This is a genomic window from Clostridium sp., assembly GCF_029267215.1.
Classification (GTDB): Bacteria; Bacillota; Clostridia; order Clostridiales; family Clostridiaceae; genus Sarcina.
This window is the reverse complement of sequence record NZ_JARIDH010000074.1, coordinates 1-2,600: the sequence shown is the minus strand read 5'-3', so window position 1 is coordinate 2,600 and position 2,600 is coordinate 1. Positions and strand designations below refer to the sequence as shown.

Below are 2,600 nucleotides of genomic sequence, written 5' to 3'. Positions count from 1 at the left end.
AAGAACAAAGTTTAAATAGACAAATAGATATGTTAGTTGATTATGGTGTAGATAAGAGAAATATATATCAAGAAAAAATAAGTGGAATGAAATCTAATAGAGAGCAGCTAGATAAAATGATAGATGAGCTGCAAGAAGGCGATACTGTTATAATAGCTGATTTAACTAGAATATCAAGAAGCACAAAAGATTTACTTAATATTATAGATAGAATAAAAGCTAAAGGAGCTAGTATAAAGAGTATAAAAGATACCTGGTTAGATACTACAAGTGATAATCCATATAATAGCTTTTTATTAACTGTAATGAGTGGACTATCTCAATTAGAAAGGGATTTAATAAGCCAAAGGACAAAAGAGGGTTTAAAGAGTGCAAAAGCTAGGGGGAGAAACGGAGGAAGACCATCAAAGAGGAATGATAAGGCTGATACAGTTAGATTATTATATAAAGAGGGATATAAGATAGTTGATATAGTAAAACAAACTGGACTAAGTAGATCTACAGTATATAGAACTCTAAAAGATTTAGGGTTAATAGTATAAAGTGGAATATATAAGTAATTTGAAGGAGAGATAAATATAAATGGATTTATACAATAAATATATAAACTACACATCTGAAGATTTAAAGGATTTATTCGAAAATTTAAAACTAGCTGTAGTAAATTCTAAAAATGATGATGAAGAAAGCTTTTATATGGCATTATTAGGAGCATTTTTTAAAATAACTAAAAATAAATTTGAATCTGAAAAAAATTGGTTTACAATGAAGGAGAAGTCTATAATTGAAAAACGCTCTTTTTATGCAGAAATTGAAAAAAGAAGAAAAATAGGAGAGCAAAAGGTTAAACTAAAATCTTGCATTGATATTATTACTAAATCAGTTATTAAAGGATTAGATAAAAAAATTATTGGAAAAATTATAAATTTTGATGAAGAAGATATTAACGAATTTGTAGAGCAAATAGGTGAAAATATACATAATAGTAAAGTAGCTAAGGCTTCAATCGATAAAGAATTTTATTATAAAATTTTTAAAAAATATGGTAACTTAGATATAAGAGATAGTAACGATTTAATTGATGATTTATTAACAGATGAATCAATTGATTAAGTGATGGAGGAACTAGCAAAGGGATTAATAAATAAATTTTAAAATAGGCGTTAAAGAGGAAATAAAAAAATATAAAATCAACTCCCTTTTTGGTGTCTTTTCATCATTATATTTATTAAGAATAATTTATAGTGACAAAGTATTGGGAAGTATTATGGAATCAAATATTAATGAAATAGATTTTATAAAAAGTTATTTAGATAAAGGTTATAAGGTTAATGATTCAAGTGATAGTTTAGATATGGCTTTATATTTACTTAAAGAAAATAGTGAAATAAGATTAATTAAAAGGAAAAGTAAGTTTTTTGGTCTGTATACCTATGATGATTGTATAGTAATAAGCAAAAATTAAAGATATATTAAGTTAAAAGAGTATATCAAATTATGTTTAGGTACTTTTTATATGATATACTTAAAAAGGTATAATTAACTATATTGATAATATATCGTCCATAGCATATCCCGTTAGGGATATATTTATTCCTATCAATTAGTCTTAAATGGAGGTTTTATTATGAATTTATTAACGGAGTATTTACTTCATCATTATGATGAAGTAAAGCCTATAGATTTTTATAGAGATATATTTCCTAATGGTGAATTACAAGATAAAGGTATTTATGAAAAAGGGAAGTATAATGCTATTGCTGTTGAGGTTACCAAGGAAAAGAAAAAGAATGGTAAAGATAAGGTTCTAAGGCATACCATAACTGATGATTTAGATAAGATTAGTGAAATAATATCTAGGGATAACTTTTGTTTAATGTCCCCTATTAGTTATATTGGTAAAGAAAGAAATAGTGATAATGCTAGAGTTCTATATGCTTTAGCTATAGATTTAGATGGTGTTACTATTAAGAATGGTGATGATCCTTTTGGTTTAAGAACATTAATTCATCAAATTGAAAATATAAATAGAATTCCTATGCCTACATATATTGTTTCTTCGGGTACTGGATTACACTTATATTATGTTTTTGAAAAACCTATTATGCTATTCAAGAATGTTGTTAAGCAGCTACAAACCTATAAAAAAGAGTTAACTAGAATAATATGGCAAGACTATATAACTAAATTATCTGATAATGTTCAATATGAAAGTCTTTTTCAAGGCTTTAGGATGGTTGGAACCATAACTAAGAAAGGGGAAAGAGCAAGAGCTTTTAAAACTGGAAATCATGTAACTTTGGAATATATGAATGGTTTTGTTGATAAAGAGTTTAAAGCTGAGGATTTTGCTTATAAAAGTAAATTAACTTTGGCTCAAGCTAAGGAAAAGTATCCTACATGGTATGAAGAAAGAATCATTCAAAAGAAACCTAGAGGTACATGGACTGTAAATAGGGCTGTCTATGATTGGTGGAAAAGGAGAATTCTTAAAGAAGCAAAAACGGGGCATAGATATTATTGTTTAATGATGTTAGCCGTTTATGCTAGGAAAGCTGCTATAGATAGAGATGAACTTGAAAATGATGCTTTTAAAATGA

The 2,600-nt window shown here is 26.7% G+C and carries 4 protein-coding genes; all 4 read left to right on the top strand.

The genetic code is table 11. From position 1 onward, the window contains the following. Positions 1-542 (top strand): recombinase family protein (locus tag Q1K13_RS11980; protein ID WP_300351243.1); only part of this gene is annotated, 542 nt, incomplete at its 5' end. A gap of 40 nt (positions 543-582) precedes the next feature. After that, the gene (locus tag Q1K13_RS11975) at positions 583-1,113 is read left to right on the top strand and encodes a hypothetical protein (protein WP_300351238.1); all 531 of its coding nucleotides are present in this window, start codon (positions 583-585) and stop codon (positions 1,111-1,113) included. A gap of 154 nt (positions 1,114-1,267) precedes the next feature. After that, positions 1,268-1,465: a hypothetical protein gene (locus tag Q1K13_RS11970; protein ID WP_300351236.1), complete on the top strand. Its 198-nt coding sequence runs from the start codon at positions 1,268-1,270 to the stop codon at positions 1,463-1,465. Positions 1,466-1,627: 162 nt separating this feature from the next. After that, the coding region (locus tag Q1K13_RS11965) for a hypothetical protein (RefSeq protein ID WP_300351233.1) at positions 1,628-2,600 on the top strand (973 nt) is incomplete at its 3' end.